This window comes from Vibrio rhizosphaerae (assembly GCF_024347095.1).
GTDB lineage: Bacteria > Pseudomonadota > Gammaproteobacteria > Enterobacterales > Vibrionaceae > Vibrio > Vibrio rhizosphaerae.
Genome location: NZ_AP024903.1, coordinates 1,264,535 through 1,282,365, shown reverse-complemented (window position 1 = coordinate 1,282,365; position 17,831 = coordinate 1,264,535). Strand labels below are relative to the sequence as shown.

Annotated in this window: 13 protein-coding genes; 8 read left to right on the top strand and 5 right to left on the bottom strand. The window is 47.0% G+C overall.

Translation table 11 applies throughout. The features are described 5' to 3' along the window. The first annotated feature begins 171 nt into the window (after window positions 1-171). The 4 genes from gap to OCV37_RS05475 all read left to right on the top strand — a co-directional run bounded on the left by gap (window position 172) and on the right by OCV37_RS05475 (window position 3,592). Window positions 172-1,167, top strand: coding sequence for a type I glyceraldehyde-3-phosphate dehydrogenase (gene gap, locus OCV37_RS05490; RefSeq protein WP_038178468.1), 996 nt, complete (start codon window positions 172-174; stop codon window positions 1,165-1,167). Window positions 1,168-1,282: 115 nt separating this feature from the next. Continuing rightward, complete coding sequence (locus OCV37_RS05485) at window positions 1,283-2,170, top strand: D-hexose-6-phosphate mutarotase (protein WP_038178467.1); 888 nt, start codon at window positions 1,283-1,285, stop codon at window positions 2,168-2,170. 114 nt (window positions 2,171-2,284) lie between these two features. Beyond that, entirely contained in the window at window positions 2,285-3,103 is an 819-nt protein-coding gene (gene rlmA / locus OCV37_RS05480) for a 23S rRNA (guanine(745)-N(1))-methyltransferase (RefSeq protein ID WP_038178466.1), read from the top strand. A 123-nt stretch (window positions 3,104-3,226) separates the two neighbouring features. Continuing rightward, complete coding sequence (locus OCV37_RS05475) at window positions 3,227-3,592, top strand: hypothetical protein (RefSeq protein WP_038178465.1); 366 nt, start codon at window positions 3,227-3,229, stop codon at window positions 3,590-3,592. A gap of 129 nt (window positions 3,593-3,721) precedes the next feature. On the opposite strand, the gene OCV37_RS05470 is transcribed toward OCV37_RS05475, so the two are convergent. The 4 genes from OCV37_RS05470 to OCV37_RS05455 form a co-directional block, all read right to left on the bottom strand. Then, window positions 3,722-5,314: a bacteriohemerythrin gene (locus OCV37_RS05470; protein ID WP_038178464.1), complete on the bottom strand. Its 1,593-nt coding sequence runs from the start codon at window positions 5,312-5,314 to the stop codon at window positions 3,722-3,724. A 373-nt stretch (window positions 5,315-5,687) separates the two neighbouring features. After that, window positions 5,688-8,366, bottom strand: coding sequence for an EAL domain-containing protein (locus tag OCV37_RS05465; protein ID WP_051680316.1), 2,679 nt, complete (start codon window positions 8,364-8,366; stop codon window positions 5,688-5,690). Next, the gene (locus OCV37_RS05460) at window positions 8,363-11,452 is read right to left on the bottom strand and encodes an ATP-binding protein (RefSeq protein ID WP_051680314.1); all 3,090 of its coding nucleotides are present in this window, start codon (window positions 11,450-11,452) and stop codon (window positions 8,363-8,365) included. The genes OCV37_RS05465 and OCV37_RS05460 overlap by 4 nt, the downstream gene beginning before the upstream one ends. Before the next feature lie 18 nt (window positions 11,453-11,470). Further along, on the bottom strand, window positions 11,471-12,556 hold the full coding sequence (locus tag OCV37_RS05455; RefSeq protein ID WP_084717413.1) for an ABC transporter substrate-binding protein: 1,086 nt from the start codon (window positions 12,554-12,556) through the stop codon (window positions 11,471-11,473). A gap of 476 nt (window positions 12,557-13,032) precedes the next feature. On the opposite strand from OCV37_RS05455, the gene OCV37_RS05450 reads away from it, so the two are divergent. Both OCV37_RS05450 and panF read left to right on the top strand, forming a co-directional pair. Further along, window positions 13,033-13,374, top strand: a complete 342-nt coding sequence (locus OCV37_RS05450; protein WP_051680313.1) for a YhdT family protein — start codon at window positions 13,033-13,035, stop codon at window positions 13,372-13,374. Next, window positions 13,367-14,821, top strand: a complete 1,455-nt coding sequence (gene panF, locus OCV37_RS05445; protein ID WP_038178463.1) for a sodium/pantothenate symporter — start codon at window positions 13,367-13,369, stop codon at window positions 14,819-14,821. Before OCV37_RS05450 ends, panF begins: the two co-directional genes overlap by 8 nt. A gap of 55 nt (window positions 14,822-14,876) precedes the next feature. Here the strand turns inward: panF and OCV37_RS05440 are convergent, their stop codons facing one another. Next, window positions 14,877-15,125: a hypothetical protein gene (locus tag OCV37_RS05440; RefSeq protein ID WP_157634870.1), complete on the bottom strand. Its 249-nt coding sequence runs from the start codon at window positions 15,123-15,125 to the stop codon at window positions 14,877-14,879. Between the two features lie 98 nt (window positions 15,126-15,223). On the opposite strand from OCV37_RS05440, the gene OCV37_RS05435 reads away from it, so the two are divergent. Both OCV37_RS05435 and OCV37_RS05430 read left to right on the top strand, forming a co-directional pair. Further along, a complete protein-coding gene (locus OCV37_RS05435; RefSeq protein WP_038178461.1) occupies window positions 15,224-15,808 on the top strand; it encodes a hypothetical protein in 585 nt (194 codons plus the stop codon). 527 nt (window positions 15,809-16,335) lie between these two features. Continuing rightward, window positions 16,336-17,649, top strand: coding sequence for a right-handed parallel beta-helix repeat-containing protein (locus tag OCV37_RS05430; protein ID WP_038178460.1), 1,314 nt, complete (start codon window positions 16,336-16,338; stop codon window positions 17,647-17,649). Window positions 17,650-17,831 lie beyond the last annotated feature (182 nt).

Below are 17,831 nucleotides of genomic sequence, written 5' to 3'. Positions count from 1 at the left end.
TGGTGACTGGCAGAGACTAGATTGTAGAATAAATGTAGCCGATAGAAAGAAAGATTCACTTTTTTGATTTTAAACAATTAAAGTAGGATTATTGGTTGCAGAGATGAGTCGGTTTCTGTAATTTTACTACCAGTATCTTTCATCAAGAAATTAAGTTGTGGAGCAACTACAATGACTATCAAAGTAGGTATTAACGGTTTTGGCCGTATCGGCCGTTTTGTTTTCCGTGCAGCACAAGAGCGTAACGACATCGAAGTTGTTGGGATTAACGACCTGATCGACGTAGATTACATGGCATACATGTTGAAATACGATTCAACTCACGGCCGTTTCAACGGTACTGTTGAAGTTGAAGGTGGTAACCTGATCGTTAACGGTAAGACTGTACGTGTTACAGCAGAACGTAACCCAGAAGATCTGAAATGGGATGCAATCGGTGTTGACGTTGTTGCTGAAGCGACCGGTATCTTCCTGACTGACGAAACTGCGCGTAAGCACATCACAGCCGGGGCTAAAAAAGTTGTTTTAACTGGTCCTTCTAAAGACGCAACGCCAATGTTCGTTAACGGTGTTAACTTCGACACTTACGCAGGCCAAGACATCGTTTCTAACGCGTCTTGTACCACAAACTGTCTGGCACCTATCGCTAAAGTACTGAACGACAAGTTCGGTATCGAATCTGGTCTGATGACAACAGTTCACGCAACGACTGCAACTCAGAAAACTGTTGACGGTCCTTCTGCAAAAGACTGGCGCGGTGGTCGTGGTGCTTCTCAGAACATCATCCCATCATCAACTGGTGCTGCAAAAGCAGTTGGCGTTGTACTTCCTGAAGTGAACGGCAAACTGACTGGTATGGCTTTCCGCGTACCAACAGCGAACGTTTCTGTAGTTGACCTGACTGTTAACCTTGTCAACGGTGCTTCTTACGCAGATATCTGTAAAGCAATGAAAGAAGCGTCTGAAGGCGAACTGAAAGGCGTACTGGGCTACACTGAAGACGCAGTTGTATCTCAAGACTTCATCGGCGAAACTTGTACTTCAGTATTCGATGCAAAAGCTGGTATTGCACTGACTGACAAATTCGTAAAAGTTGTATCTTGGTACGATAACGAAATCGGTTACTCAAACAAAGTTCTTGATCTGATTGCTCATATCTCTAAGTAATCCGGATTCAATCTGAACTTGTTCAAAAGGCGGCTTTCAGCCGCCTTTTATATTTTTCAGGCCGACACTGACTGGCCCCCAATCTCCGGTGACCCCACAATGCGAGGATGAAACAATGGATTTACATGCTTTACCCACCCTGACCAACCTTTCTCACTGTGTTTCAATCGTAGAGCGAGAGAACACAAAAATAGTGCGTGTCATCCACGATAAGGCAACCGCTGGTATTTCTTTATACGGTGGACATGTAATTTCCTTTCAGCCTAGCGACCAGACTGATCTCATCTGGATGAGTGACGCAGCAAAATTTGATGGTACAACCGCTTTACGTGGGGGGATCCCCGTTTGCTGGCCTTGGTTTGCCCGGATTGGTTCACCGTCTCACGGCTTTGCCCGCACCCAAGAATGGACTCTGGTTGAACATCGGGAAAGTGAAGCGGGAGTCGTGGTGACTCTCGGCCTGACCGCCAATCCGGAAACACTGGCAATCTGGCCCTATCAATTCAGTTTACGACTCCATGTTGCCATGAGTGACACACTTGAAGTTACGTTGGAAATGACCAACGAAGATGAAAGAGCCTGGCATTTCTCCGGGGCACTCCATACCTACTTGCATGTCGGTGATATCCGCCAAGCCACAACAACAGGCATGGGCAACGAGTATATAGATAGCCTGCAAAATAACCTGATGTGTCAGGGTGGAGACGAGTTACAATTGACGGACACCATTGATCGCGTTTACACCAAGCCAGCTCCCCTGATTCATCTGCATGACCCGGTTCTGAAACGGACAATTCAGGTTGAAAATAAAGGCCACAATTCAGCGGTTCTATGGAATCCCTGGTTACAAGGTGCCCAATCGATGGCAGATATGACCGATGAAGGTTATCAAACCATGTTATGTATTGAATCCACCGTTCATGCCCCCTGTATTTCTGCCGGAATCACTTTACAACCGGGCGAACAGTATCAATTGAAAACGACGCTCTCAACAGCACATTAACCTCACTATCGAATGCGCTTGTCCTTTCATGACGAACCGTCACAAGCGCTTTTTATTTTCACTGGAACCCGATACACTGCCCGCCTCCAATCGATACGAAATACAAGGCTGATTATGTCTTATCAATGTCCATTGTGTGACGCTCCGCTTCAGCAAGAATCCGGTACATTTCGTTGTATCAACCGTCATCAGTTTGATATAGCGAAAGAGGGATATGTCAATCTGATGCCCGTCCAGCATAAACGCTCCAAAGATCCCGGCGATAACAAAGCTATGATGCAAGCCAGACGTTATTTTCTGGAACAGGGGTACTATTCCGCGATGCGTGATCAAGCTGCCCGGCTCTGTGCACAATTTATTTCACCATCCGCGACCTTGTTATTAGATATCGGTTGTGGTGAAGGGTATTACACCACACATGTTGCAGAAACACTGCGCCCGGATATCCCGGACCTGCAAGTTTACGGGCTGGATATTTCTAAACCTGCGATTCGCTACGCGGCTAAACGATATCCCAATTGCCATTTTTGTATTGCATCCAGTCATCGGCTACCTTTTGCCGCGCAGAGTATCGATGCTATCTTACGTATCTACGCCCCCTGTAAATCAGAAGAGTTGCAACGCTGTCTGAAAACCGATGGTATTGTCGTTACAGTGACACCAGCGGCACGTCATCTATATCAGTTAAAAGCACTGATTTATCAAGAAGTTCGCCTCCATACCCCTCAGGCAGAATCCATTGAAGGATTTGTCCCGGTGCATGAAACGCAGCTCCATTATCCCATGCAGATGAGCGGCACTGACGCATTCAACTTACTCCAGATGACACCTTTTGCCTGGCGGGCCAGTGACGCGGTCAAAACTGGATTACAACAGCAAGAAACATTTCATTGCGAAGCGGACTTTACACTGCGGGTTTATCGAAAAATATAACCATCACACCAAATTCAGGCATATTTTTTGCTGTCTTATTTGCGGGGAAAATTTTGAGAAAAAATGACTCAAGTTTTTCCTTCAACCTCCGTTAACATAAAAGGAGATGGGCAGGAGAATGTTATGGACCCAGTAAAAGCAACAGGATCTACAACTTTGTATTCACCTCAGTCGGTCAAAGCAAAACAGATTGCACCGGCGGCTCAGAGTGCGCCAGATAAAACCAATGAGTTCACGAAAGTTGAGCAGAACAAAGTCACTTTGTCTGACGAAGGGAAAGCTTTACTTGCCGCACTGAAAGAAATCGACAAAGAAAGCAAAGTGAATGAAGATAAAAGTGTTGGTGATAAAGTCGAATCATTTACTTATGGTGCTCTGGGAATGGAACATCCTAAAAAATTAGAGGAAGAAGAAGACAGCTCATACTCTGCGGGGCAATATCTTTCCGCAGCGGCAACAGTTGGCAGTATCCTGTTAGCGATAGTTTGATCTCAAATCACTGTCTATCAGCCGCAACTTCAACTCCTTTCATTTTTCCCGTCCCTTCAGATGATTCGTCTCTGAAGGGATATTTTTATCTGCCCTCTGTCAGGAATTTCTGAGCCATCTCCTTGGTTTTCAGTTCACGCCATGTTCATGAAAACATTCAACGTACTGTTTATCTTCTTTCTGAATATGTAATGTCAGCCAGTCTTGGAGGAACGACATCAGCTCCTTCCCAATGTTCTCACCATTTTCGACCCGTTTCTGGAAATCAAGCACCTGCTCGACCAACCGATGGTGAGCCCCGACGTGCTCATGTTCATTCACATAGCCGAACTGTTCAAACAGCGTTTCCTCATACTGAAAGTGGTTGGCTGTATAATCGATCAACCCTTGTACGACCCGTTTAATGGATGCCAGCCCATAACCGTTATTCAGTAAATGATTCAGTTCGTTGATCAAGTGGACCAGCGTCTGATGCTGACGGTTAATTTCCTTAATATTCAAATCAAGCGATGGCCCCCACTCGATTAACTTATTTCTGTGCTTATCTTCTGCTTCGAGCTGACGACTATCGATGGCAAAACGGTGCAAGAGTGAGTTAATTTCACCGGATATATTTTGCACGGTAACACTTGCCATCAAGGTCTCCTGAGTCGCCCGGACGTTCTCTTTGGCCACCACCGTGATTTCCGACAAGCAATGTTCCAAATCAACCGTCGCGCTCACCTGCTCATCCAGAGCGGTGGTGATTTGGCTACTTTGCCCCTTAATTTCTGCAATCTTATCTAACAACTGGGTGAAAGACTGGCTGGTTTGCGTGACAATTCCCATCGATTCATGCATACATTCACTGTTTCGCTGCATGGCTTCAACCACTGTATTAATACTCGAACGCAGCGCCTCGATCCGTACGTGAATGTCATTGGTTGCCGTTTGCGTGCGTGTTGCGAGCGTCCGGACTTCGTCGGCAACGACAGCAAAGCCACGACCTTGTTCTCCGGCGCGGGCTGCTTCTATCGCGGCATTCAATGCCAGCAAATTGGTCTGCTCCGCGATGTCACTAATCGTACCGATCACCTGACCGATACTGACGCTCTCCGCTTCCAGTGACGTAATGTGCTGATGCGATGTTTCAATCTGTTCACTGGCGGTGTGCAGCGCATGCTCCAGCTGGGTCATCCCGTGACAACCTTCATCAGCCTGCGTTTTCGCTTCATTCGCGTAGCCGGATGAAATTTCGGTAAAATGTGCAACCTGCCGGGTCGTTTCAACCAGATTTCCGACGATTTCACTCGCCTGTTCAATATCATGCCTTTGCCGTAAAGCGCCGGTTTTAGACACCTGTGAATCTTTTTTTACCGATTCAGCGACATTGAGCAACGCCGCGGATGTCGCGCCCAACGCCCCGACAGTTCTTGAAACATCTTCACCAATTCGATTGAAAGAACGATAAAGCGGATGTGCGCCTTCCCGTTCAATCTTGATTCTGGCCCGCAAGTCACCTTCGGACAACTCAATTGCAGCATTCTGAGTCACTACCAGTAAACGGTGGAATGACTGTAACGTCAGAAAAACAACTGCACTGAACAGGATTTGTCCCCCTGTCCACCACCAAAGTTGCTGTGAAATAAAATAGGCCAAAAAAGGAAGTTGCAAAAGAAACAGGATGAGATTCCATTGTTGCGCGCTCAACTGACTTAACTTTTTGATATTGTTATAATTCATAAAAACTCTCAAGGGGACAATATTTGATTATTATTGGTTTGATTTTCCTAAGTGACAGGATGAAACGATGCCAGAAACGATCGACAGACATGAGGATGACCGACATTCTGAAACCAGTCCCTCAAGACGACTTGGGTCAGGCCTCGTACAATTACTTAACAAAATCATAGAAAAAGATTGATAAGTGTCCAGAAAATGCAACAAAAAATAAAGCAGAACCTCTCGAAAATTTGATCGCGTAACGATAAACATAAAAATACAGTGTGCCACCTCATTCGTGGTTCAATTTCAATGAGGCATACACTGGTAAGCTTCAGGCTCAAAGGTGGAAAAATATAGCCACAACCAACGCCTGTCGGCAGACATGCTTATCTCATGATCCATCCAACAAATTTAGTGGGTCAGGACGTGACAGCAAAAAGGCTTCACACCCATCAACCGGCTCAGGACGACACAGATAATACCCCTGTATCTCATCACATTGGTGCTGATGTAAGAAAGCCAGTTGCCGCTCATCTTCCACCCCTTCGGCAATCACATTCAGCCCCAGACTATGGCCTAATGCAATGACCGCTTGCGCAATACTGCACCCTTCAGGGTTGTCCGGCAGATCGGTGACAAAAGCGCGATCAATTTTCAGGCGGTGAACCGGAAAGTTTTTCAACGCACTGAGACTGGAGTAACCGGTCCCGAAATCATCAATCGAAAGCTGAACGCCCATCCGATTAATTTTTTGCATGATCTCGACCGCTTCTTGCGGGTTTTGCATCACCACGCTCTCGGTAATTTCCAATTCCAGATAGCGGGGCTCTAGTCCGCTCATTTCTAAAGCCGCTGCCACGCGCTCCGGTAAATCTTTCTCATGAAACTGGCGGGCTGAAACATTCACCGCCACGCAGAGGTCCTGAATGCCGGCATCCTGCCATGCCTTATTCTGTTTACATGCGGCCTGCAACACCCAATCTCCGATCGGTACAATCAGGCCGGTGGTTTCAGCCAACTGGATAAAACGCATCGGAGGCACCATACCGAATTCAGGATGTTGCCAACGCAATAGTGCTTCAACGCCAATAATTCGCCGGGTATGAAAACAATACTGAGGCTGATAGTGCAGGACAAACTCTTGATTATCCAATGCATGGCGCAGGTTCTCCTGCAGCACCATCCGTTCTTGAATTTCGTTGCCCATATCCAGACTATAGTGCTGAAAACTATTCCGGCCTGACTCTTTGGCGTGATACATGGCAACATCAGCATTTCTTAACAAAACATCGGCGTTCTGACCATCCTCAGGATAGTTGGCGAATCCGATACTACTCGTCATTCTGATTTCATGTTCAGCAACCTGAATGGGCTCAGCAATCGCTTCTTTGATCCGGTTGAGAACCAGCTCAATCGGATTGGCATTATACAAAACCACCACAAATTCATCTCCGCCTAAACGCGCCAGCGTATCGGTTTTTCGGATGCAACTTTCCATTCGCTTCGCGATGATTTGCAGCAATTCATCCCCGGCACTATGGCCCAAACTGTCATTGATCATTTTGAAATGGTCTAAATCAATCAGCACGACGGTGACTTTCCGATCATAGCGCTGCGCCCATAACAACCCTTGATTCAAACGGTCATCTAACAGAGTCCGGTTGGGGAGTTGCGTTAAGGTGTCGTGGTGTGCCAGATATTGAATTCGCTCTTCATGATGCTGCCGTTCAATGGCAATCCCCGCAATCCGCGTTGCCATATCAATAAACGTCATATCGACCTGATGCGGGTGATATTGTTCGAGAAAATACAGGGTCAGTGTGCCTAAAATATGTCCCTGTGACGTGACCATCGGGATGATATAGCTGGCCTGAATCCCGAATCGGCCCAGTAAAACACGGTAAGCCTCCCATTCAGGGTTTGACGTGCGCGTATCCTCAAGCCACACCGCCTGTTCACAGCGCACGGCTTCACTGTTCGGACTCAACGAGACAGCCACGGACTCACCATCAGGAAATAACGCGGCATACTGCTCAGCGAATCCCGTCGGGAGTGCCGGTGCGGTGCGTAGCGTTAAATGTTCATCACTTTTTAAAAATATTGCCCCAAGGGTCTGTGGCTGATTGGCTTCAATTAATTGAATTAAACGATTGAGAATATCGTCCAGTGGAGAGCCGGTCACCATCATTTCAAACAACTGCCCTTGGCCGATGCGCAGAGCCTCGGTGCGTTTGCGCTGATCAATATCGTGAATGACCAGAATTTCACCCTTGGATAGATCTTCCCGGTCAACCGCAGTTAAAATGGTTTCTCCCCAGAAATGCTGGCCATCGCGGCGTTGATAACGAATGTCCAACACATACTCGCCTTGCTGAACCAATGACTGGCGGGCGGCCTGCTGAATGTAATCATCCTGATATTCAGCAGCATAAAGCGATTCAATCGACATATCGTGCAAGGCTTCAATCGTCTCATCAAACAGTGTTGCCAGTTTCTGGTTGCATCTGACAATCCGTCGTTGGCGCAGAAACGCAATCCCCACCCCGGAATGCTCCAGTAAACGCTGTTGCTCTTGAAAGAGCTGATTGAGTTCCACCTGCGCTTGTTGACGAATCTGGCTCTCTTCAACCAACTGTTGATTTTTTTCACTGAGCCGTTGCTGCATATCACACACAGACAGGTGAAGCTTAATTCGTGAGACCACCTCTTCGATCTGAAACGGCTTGGTAATATAATCCACCCCACCGACATCAAAGCCAGTGACCTTGTCCGTCACATCATTCAATGCCGTCATGAAAATCACCGGAATATGGCATGTTTTACGGTTCTGCTTTAAGTGCGAACACACTTCAAAACCATTCATGCCCGGCATCATCACATCCAGTAAAATCAAATCCGGCACAACATAGTCAGCCCGCTGTAAACCTTCTTCCCCGTCTTCCGCAATCAAAACCTGAAAATGCCGGCCATCCAGTTCATCCACCAGTACACCCAAGTTGGCCGGTGTATCGTCGATGATCAGAATGACCTGCTCTTGTTGCTGCAATGCTTGAGTTTCTACACGATTCATATTGCGGATTTCCTTTCCAATAACTCATTGACCAATAAGGATATCGCCCGGGATTGAAACGACTTCGTCATCTCAATTAAATGCGCAGCAAACGCCTCATAGCAGGCATCTCCGGCTCTCAGATCCTCCGCCCAACTGCGGATATGACGCATATTGCCGATCAATGCCAAATGATGCAGTGCTTCTAATTGCTCTCTTGGGGGCGTCACCCATGTTGAAGTATCGGACACCAACGGAGATGCATCCAATTCTGATGACTGTTCATCAACAATCCATGTGAGGTTCAACTGTTCACCAATCTGAATCAGTAAGCGATTTCGATCAACCGGCTTACTGACAAAGCCACTTGCTCCGGCTTCTTCGCCCTGAATGAATTCGGTTTTGGATGCACTGGCCGACACCATCAGAATCGGTATCTCTTCCAGTTCCGGAATCAACCGAATCCGCCGTGTCGCCTCCAGCCCATCCATCACCGGCATCACAATATCCATCAAAATCAAATCCGGCCGCTTGGCATACGCTTGTTCAATGCCACCCTGACCATCGACGGCTTCACTGGTTTCAAAGCCAATTTCACCCAACAGATCAACCAATAACCTCCGGTTCTCGAGCACATCATCGACAATCAGGATCTGCTTGCGGCTTCCCTCGTAGCCAATGATATTCTCTTGACGAAGGCCAGCATCAGGCAAACGTTTCTCCGCCACAACCGGCAAATCCAGCGCAAAGAAAAACTGACTCCCCACACCGGCCTGACTGGTCACCTGAATCTCGCCGCCCATTTGTTTGACCAATTGCTGACTAATCGCAAGGCCAAGACCCGTACCAATAATCTGACGTTTTTTATCACCAACCCGCTCAAAGGGACGAAAAATAATGCTTTGCATTTCGGGGGCAATCCCGATACCGCTGTCTTCTACCGAAAAAGTGACGAGAACCGAGTCAGCCGTGTCGACGCAGTCTGCGACAGCTTTGAGGCAGACATAACCTGTATCGGTATATTTGACGGCATTCCCTAACAAATTCAGTAACACCTGACGCAGACGCTTTTCATCAACAAACACCCAAGGCAACTTCTGGGGCTTGACCTGAAGCTTCAGTGCCAACCCCTTCTGAGCGGCTTTAATCCGAATAATTTCCAGTACATTCTGAAAACACCGGGTTAAATCAACGGCCTCCGGCGTCATATCCATCCGCCCGGCTTCAATTTTCGACAAGTCGAGCAAATCATTAATCAGGGTCAGTAAATGATGACCACTCTGGATGATGGTATTCAGTCCTTCTTTTTGCTGTTCATTCAATTCAGGAGCCCGATGCATCAGTTGTGCATAGCCAAGAATCGCATTTAACGGGGTTCTCAGCTCATGGCTCATATTGGCCAGAAAAACCGATTTTGCATGCGTCGCGGCCTCTGCCTGAATACGCGCCCGATTCAGTTCATTGGCCTGAGCTTCCAGTTGTTCGGTTTTGTGCTGTAAGTCTTCTGTCCGTTCTACCACACGCCGTTCCAGCTGAGCCATTATCTGTTGGCGCTCTGACTCCGCTTCCGCTTCCATTGCCCGCACTTTGACCGCATTTTCCTGAAAGATTTTCACCGCACGAGACATACTGCCGACTTCATCCTGACGAGCCACCCCGGTAATGTTGACGTCCAGATCCCCGGCCGCCAATTGGCGCATCACCGCAGCCAGCGAGATAATCGGTCTGGCGATCAGCCGTGAAGAGAACCAAGCAATAAACAGGGCGGTTAATGCGGTAATCGCACCGACAATTGTGCCGGACAGCTCACTCCATTCATTATGTTTATCCGCTTCGTTTTGCTGCTCCTTGGCAAATTGAGACACCAGCGAGGATGCCCGGTCCGCCTCTTCCCGTACCTTTTTGTGAACCCGGGACAACGCATAGTTGGCCTGACGAAAACGAATAAACGCATCACGGTAACCATCAATTAAAGAGTTGACCGTCACGGTCGCGTCTTGTGAAGATGTGAGCGTATTCACCGCTGGCAAAATCCGTGAGTAATGCCCCAGTTGATCTAGTGTTTCATGAACCAGAGCGGCCTCATCGTCTGTTGAATGCAGCAAAAAATTCAGGGTCTTGGCTTCCAGATAAGCCACGCGCTCGGTAAATCGTCTGGAAATATTAATTGAGTTTTGCAAGAGCCCAATCTCGGTACGGAGCTGATCGAGGGTCTGCCCGATTTGGCCTTCCCGGGTTGCGACAAAGTGTTCGAGTGTTTCAAGCAGCCGCTCAATGGTTTTAAAATGCGCCACCATGCGCCGATAAGCGATGCCACGGTCTGAGGTCGAAGAACGTAATGTGTCCAGATCGCTACGGGCCGCTATCATTGCCTGTTGCAATTGCTCTGTCGCCGTCAGCCACTCCGGTTGCTCATTCAACGCTTGCAGCATCTGGAGCACCGGAAACATCGCCTGCAATGCCTGCCGGGTTTCCAACAGCGGTTGTGCAACGTCCCCGGTTACATCAGGTAGCAACAAAGAAGACATTTTGTGCTCCCCCGCACGCAGACTCTGAATCACCTGATGAGACTGATACACTTTGTTCACCCCGGTATTCTGTAAATCCATTTGATGCTCAAGCTGCTCCCGCTGTTGCGTCAGATGTGCTTCTATCGCGTTTGCAACGTTTTGCAACTGAGTCTGCTGGCGGGTCATATTGGCGGTTTCGGTTTCCATCATTTCGGTTGCCAGCCCTAAGATATCGACGGTATTCGAGAAGTAACGCATTCTTCTCTTCAGTGCAGAAACCTCTTCAGCATGCACACTTTCAAGATCACTGAGATCTAAATGGGCAAGCGTCTCAACATTCTCTTCCATGATGGCCTTCACTTCATTGAGCCGGGACATCTCGCGGGAAGAGATAAAGTTCTCGACCCGCTCGGCGGCATCATTGACAGAAGCCATGACTGCGGAGCCGTAACTAATCATTTCTACTGACTTTTTCAACTGCTTCAGGCTGTAAAAGTGAACGGCTGAGACCCCCAGATTCAGTAACACCAGCAAAATCACGGATACCGTAATTTTGGTAGTAATCGACCAGTGCTCAAATGATCTGATTTTCAGCATAACCTTGTATCCACACCCTTACTGCTGCATGGCGGCATCAATCATTTTCACCACATCTTGCTGAGAATATGACGGGTTTGCTGCACCGCCGACGGGGATTTTCTCAAGCCATGTATCCAGCTCGTCACTGTATATCGTCACCAGTGGTACGTGTACCACCTTCGGTACTTCTTTTCCGGCCAGAATTTGCTGTGCGACCCAAAACCCGACCTGTGAAATACTCGGGCTGGCCGAAATGGAGAATGTTTCATAACCGTGAGCATCCCGCGCTTGCTGCCAGAAAGCTAACTCATTCTGTCGGTTGCCCATCACAATAATCGGCACAGGCCGTCCGGCTTCCTGAAAAGCCATTGCGGCACCATAACCATCGCCGCCCTGCACCACCACCGCATCAATTTTCGGTAATGCCGGCAGCGCTAATGCAACTTCTTTCTTGGCAACCGAATTAGTCCACTGACCGTATACCGTATGGACGATATGCAGACCCGGATATTGTTGTACGGCTTTGTGAATCCCCGAACTGATATCCGCATCGGTTGCATCACCGGCAATCCCCCGAATTTCCAGCAAATTGCCTTTGCCTTGCAAGCGTTTGGCAACATAGTCAATCTCAGCCTGCCCCATTTCATCCCAATCGTAGTTCACCTCATAAACACAAGGTTCACTGACCTTACTGGCCAGCACCACCACCACAATACCAGCCTGACAGGCATCACGAACAACCCCCCTCAGCGCGGTATCGGATGCAGCCAGGATCACAATGCCATCATAGTCTTCCATGATCATATTCTGGATTTGCTGCGCCTGCTCCGGTACCGAGTTATTGGCACTGAACACCGGAGCCTCGCTGATCAATGCATTGTGCTGTGCCTGTGATGCGACATCTTTCCAGTTTTGAACCATCACTTTGCGAAAATCACTGCCTGCATAGGAATTACTAAAGACGATTTTTTTATCGCTCGTATCACCGCTGACGACGCCATTCGCCTGAATAAAAGGCACATAAACAGTGAACAACAGCGGGCAAAGTATCGAAAGGACAGACAACCAACACCGGGGCCGAATTCTCCCGAGGTGGCTGCGAAATAATTGAGTGAACACCATGCAATTCATCTCCTGATTCAAGGTTCTCGGATGTCTAAGAAGGAACGTTCTCAACCTCGGCTATCCATATGGAGCCCGCCAAATAAGACACGGAATCCATATCTGAACCATGCTTTATCATCAGGCTGAAACCGAGCACCGGGCAGGAAATTTTCTCCTGAACATAGAGAAAATATGGGCAGAAGGTCGATCAAACACAAAAACCAATCATAAATTACGTGAAATAATACTCATATTATGGATGCAACGATCAAATCTCTTACACCCATCATTGACAAATCATCTGATGACTTCGGGTGCCGTTTATCCTGAGAACCAATTCAGATTCACGGTAATGAACAGCATTCTCAACTTACCTTCATCGTCAACAATCTGGTATCATCGCCCACCAAATTCAGAGACAGAAAAGATCTTCAACTGAATGATTTCAAAGATGATGGTCTTTTTAGCTGCGGGGAACAGGGAGAATCAAGCCGATGAATCAACAGACTGAGTCTTATCGTCAGGCACACCGGGAAGCCTTATGGGCAATCGCACTGGCATTCGGATATTTTATCTGGTGGTATGCGACGGCTTACGGTTTTTCCCCTTCACCTGAATCGCAGGCGTTACCTGAGCTTTATTGGGGAATGCCATTATGGTTTCTGCTGTCTTGTGTTATTGGCCCGGTGCTTTTTACCCTCCTGTGCGCGCTGATGGTGAAATACGTCTACCGTAATTTCTCTCTAACCACAGAAGAAGACGGTTTGGAATCAGACTCAAGCACACTGAATTCATCTCAGACCCACACTTCACAACCGAATCCCGACCATGAATAGTCAGTTAATTATTCCGTTATTGATCTATCTTGCCGCCGTCTTTGGGCTGGCCCTGCTGACCCGCCGTCATCATCGGCCGGGTCAATTTCTCAGTGAATATTTTATCGGTAGTCGCAGCCTTGGCGGGTTTGTTCTCGCCATGACACTGGCAGCAACCTATGCCAGCGCCAGCAGTTTTATCGGCGGACCGGGCGCCGCCTATAAAATGGGACTTGGCTGGGTGTTACTGGCGATGATTCAATTGCCTGCAACGTGGCTGACCTTAGGCGTACTGGGGAAAAAATTTGCGATGGAAGCCAGACGCCACAATGCGGTAACCCTCAATGATATTTTATTTGCCCGTTTTCAGAACCGTACCGTCGTCATTATTGCTTCACTGACACTGCTGCTCGCCTTCTTCGGTACAATGGTGGTGCAGTTTGTCGGAGGGGCAAGATTACTGCAAACCGTCACCGGGCTGTCTTATCATCAGGGGCTATTGTTGTTCGCCTGCACGGTCGGCCTCTATACCACGATCGGCGGCTTCCGGGCGGTGGTCCTGACCGATACCGTTCAGGGAATTATGATGCTGATCGGAACCTTTGTGTTACTTTGGGGCGTCATCCATGCCGGTCACGGTGTTGGTGAACTGGTCACCCGGCTGCATCAGATCGATCCCGCGTTAGTCACCCCATACGGGCCGGATCATTTTCTCAGCCAGCCGTTTATTCTGAGTTTCTGGGTGTTAGTCTGTTTCGGAGTGATCGGCCTGCCTCATGCAGCGGTTCGCTGTATGTCCTATAAAGACAGTGCTTCGTTACATAAAGGGATTGTTATCAGCACAGTGATGATGGCTTTACTGATGTTCGGTACCCATCTGGCCGGTGCGCTTGGCCGGGGAATTATTCCGGAAGTTGCCAGCCCGGATCTGATTATGCCGACATTGATGATGACAGTGTTACCTCCGATGGTAGCGGGTATCTTTCTCGCCGGCCCAATGGCGGCGATCATGTCCACTATCGATTCGCAACTGATTCAGGCTTCGGCAACCCTGCTCAAAGACCTCTATCTCAACTATATCAATCCCCGGATGCTGCAAGAAGATCAGGGTGAACGTAAGCTGAGCCGTCTTTCTGTTTGGGTCACAGGTATTTTTGCCCTGCTGGTCTTTTTAGCAGCCACTCATCCGCCGGATATGATTATCTGGCTCAATCTGATGGCTTTAGGTGGTTTACAGGCAGTCTTCCTCTGGCCGCTGGTGTTGGGTTTGTACTGGTCCAAAGCCTCGGCAACCGGAGCATTGAGCAGTATGGTGGTTGGTTTGAGCAGCTATATTTCGCTGGTAGCCTGCAAGCCTGATCTCGGTGGGATTCATCCGATTGTACCGACACTGGCACTCGGGTTGGTCGCCTTTATCATCGGCAGCTATCTCAGACCCGCAGCACCGACAGCTATAGCAGCTGAATGATGTTATTTACAGGTAGCTACGGCTACCTGTGGCCTACGTACTGTTGTATGATTTTTTACTGAACGTGATGGAACTTTGAGCCTGCTAATGTTTGGTATTTTTGCACGGTGTCACCACTTTCTTCTGCTGGCCTTTGGCAGAGGTGGATATCGACTTCATCTTCATAAAAATCGGGGTTATCAATGTCGCACAGCTCTAATGCCTGTTGGAGTCTAACGAGTTTTTCTTCTTTATTCAGATCTTTGATATATAGTATTGAAGCCGCTCTACACCAGACGATCCCTTCATTCACTAAATTTTTCATAAATATAAACAACATAAGATATCAAACACATTGACATTAATTGACTATATTATTATTCTTGACACTTCCATTAATCATTATAAATTATAAGGATATATATGAAAAAGTTACTCTCCGCGACTCTGTTATTATCTCTTTTCTCTTTTCAGGCTTTTGCTACGGATGATGTTTCATTTACAACACCAAAAGTAAACACACTATTCCAAAATGAAAATGTAAAAAGTTATTCTTATTCTGGTATCTATAGCGATTATGGAAGTGTAAATGGAAATGATATTATTTTCGTTACCAACGATGGCGAATTAAAGCTACTAGAAAAAGATGGTGAAACCTATAAGACACCTGTCACCCTTGTTTCTGGTGAATCAATTCGCAGTGCTAAAACCGTCAATATTGATGAAGTTAAATATATTGAATATATCACTGAAGATGGGCAAGTTAAATATATTCAAAGAAACGATAATAGACCCTCAGAGACAAATTCAGGCTTATGGGATTTGACATTTAATAGTGACAACTCTCAAATGAGAGTAAAGATAATCTATCAAGAATATAGATTAAATGATGGAACAACTGGTTACATATCTGACGACTTCGATATTAACTATGATAGCAGAACATATCGTGAATTCACTGGAAAATATAAAGGCAAAGAATTTATTGCAACCCGAGTTTATGAATAAAAATTTCAATATATCATAGAGTAAATCATGACATTTAATTTACTTTAGTAACAGTTGCAAATTAAATGCTCAAATCAAGAAACCTCTGAATATAACTTCAGAGGTTTTTATCTTTTATGATTTAAACAAAGATGAGATTGTTATGCGTATAACGACGATTCTATTGCAATCAAAGAAACTCACTGAATTTCATATTCCGTGGCCCACCGATAAAAACAAGGTTCTATTCGGTGATGACATAAGATCATTGATAGTATCCAGTAATGCTGTTATCAGATCATCGCCATCAGCAATCAATAGCCCAGGCCAGACAATCGATCACCAGACTGATAGACAACATTTAGATCGTATCAACCCGACCCGAGGTGTGAAAGTTCACATCTGTTTATCTTCATGTCACTGTTGGGAGTCAGCCATACACAACAGTGACCATGATTCAGAAAAATGAAACACCGTTTCTTAATTGATCGATCTTATTAATCAATCCAGATATTTTATCTATGAAACCAATAACACATGGATCAATTATGAAATTCAAAATCATTGCTTTATCGATGCTGATCACTGTCAGCCATATGGGGTTCGCGAAAAACCTATATATTGCCCCGAATGGTTCAGATAACAACGCAGGGACCCTCTCATCACCATTAAAAACCATGATGGCGGCTCAGTCAGCGGCTTCGGCCGGTGATACCGTCTATATCCGCGGGGGAACTTACTATCTCAATGATTCGAATATCACGCAGTATCAGGATATTCGCGCCATCGTCAACAATATCACCAAAGACAACATCAGCTATATTAACTATGGCACCGAGCGTCCCGTGTTTGATTTTTCGAATGTCAAACCAGCCAACTATCGCAACACCGCATTCATGGTACGGGCGGATAACTGCGTGTTTAAAGGCTTTGACGTGGTCGGCGTACAGGTCACCATCGCTGATCACCGCACACAATCTGAAGCGTTTATGATCAACAAAGGCAACGGCAACCTGTTCGAAAACTTAGCCATTCATGATGGTATGGGCATCGGCTGGTACTTAGTCGCCGGCAGTAACAACCATGTTCTCAATGTCGATGCTTACAACAACCGTGGTTTAAACCACTATTCAGACGGTAATGTCGATGGCTTTGGGGCTCATCCGACTTCAGCGTCTTACACCGGGAATGTCATCAGCCATTCACGCGCTTGGTTTAACAGTGACGACGGATTTGACTTAATCAACGCAGACGCTGCCGTCACCATCGAATATAGCTGGGCTTTTTACAATGGCTACGGTCAGGACTTCACGAAACTGGGCGATGGCAATGGTTTTAAAGCCGGTGGCTATGGTCGCAACGGCAGTGCAACGCCAAGTGTCATTCCGCGCCATACGGTGCGCTACAATTTGGCAGTCCGTAACCGCTCTGCCGGTTTCTACGCGAATCACCATATCGGCGGTCAGAACTGGATCAATAACACCGCCATCCGTAACCAAAGTGCGAACTACAACATGTTATCGACACTTGATGACAACCGCACCGATGTCAAAGGCTACGGTCATTATATGCGTAATAACTTAGGCTTCGACGGTCACAACGAAGTGATCAATCTGGGAAACAGCACCGAGAATGACATCAGCTATAACTATTTCAACTTGCCTGTCACCATCACCTCAAAAGACTTTCTCCGTCTTGATGAACGTGAGTTGATGTACCCTCGCCAAGCCGATGGTTCACTGCCAAAAATCAAATACGCGCGCCTGAAAAAAGGCAGTGATTTGATTGATGCAGGCACCTATGTCGGCGATGACTACCACGGCGTCGCCCCCGATTTAGGCGCCTTTGAATCAGATTATTAATGATTTTGCTGACCACGAAACATGCAGCCTGAGGGCTGCATTGTTTGGGTTCCTGCCACCATATTCTTACGAGGACACACACCACCATTGATAGGCAAATCCTATTGATTTAATTCATACAATGTAATTTATTTATTAAAATAAATTCTTGATAATCGCTCTCATCATCAGTCTATGGGGGA